The sequence below is a fragment of the Caulobacter sp. 10L414 genome (assembly GCF_056395525.1).
Genome location: NZ_JBFTJR010000153.1, coordinates 1 through 401, shown reverse-complemented (window position 1 = coordinate 401; position 401 = coordinate 1). Strand labels below are relative to the sequence as shown.

Genomic DNA, 401 nt, shown 5'->3' with positions numbered 1-401 from the left:
TGAAGTGCCCGACCGAGATCGCTATTTCGGATCGCCGCGAAGCCGAGTTGTCGAAGAACGGCTTCATGCCGCTGATTCACCGCAAGAATACCGATTACGCGGCGTTCATCGGCGCGCAGTCGCTGCAGAAGCCTGCCGAGTACTACGACCCGGACGCCACGGCCAACGCCAACCTGTCGGCGCGCCTGCCCTACCTGTTCGCTTGCTCGCGCTTTGCCCATTACCTCAAGTGCATCGTGCGCGACAAGGTCGGCTCGTTCAAGGAGCGCGAGGAAATGGAGCAATGGCTCAACGAATGGATCATGAACTACGTTGACGCCGACCCGACAAATTCGAGCCAGGAAACCAAGGCGCGCCGTCCGCTGGCCGCTGCGGAGGTGGTGGTCGAGGATGTCGAGGGC

1 protein-coding gene is annotated in these 401 nt (G+C 61.6%); it reads left to right on the top strand.

The features are described 5' to 3' along the window. On the top strand, positions 1–401 hold a 401-nt coding region (locus tag AC1DCG_RS25165; protein WP_477041762.1), incomplete at both ends, for a type VI secretion system contractile sheath domain-containing protein.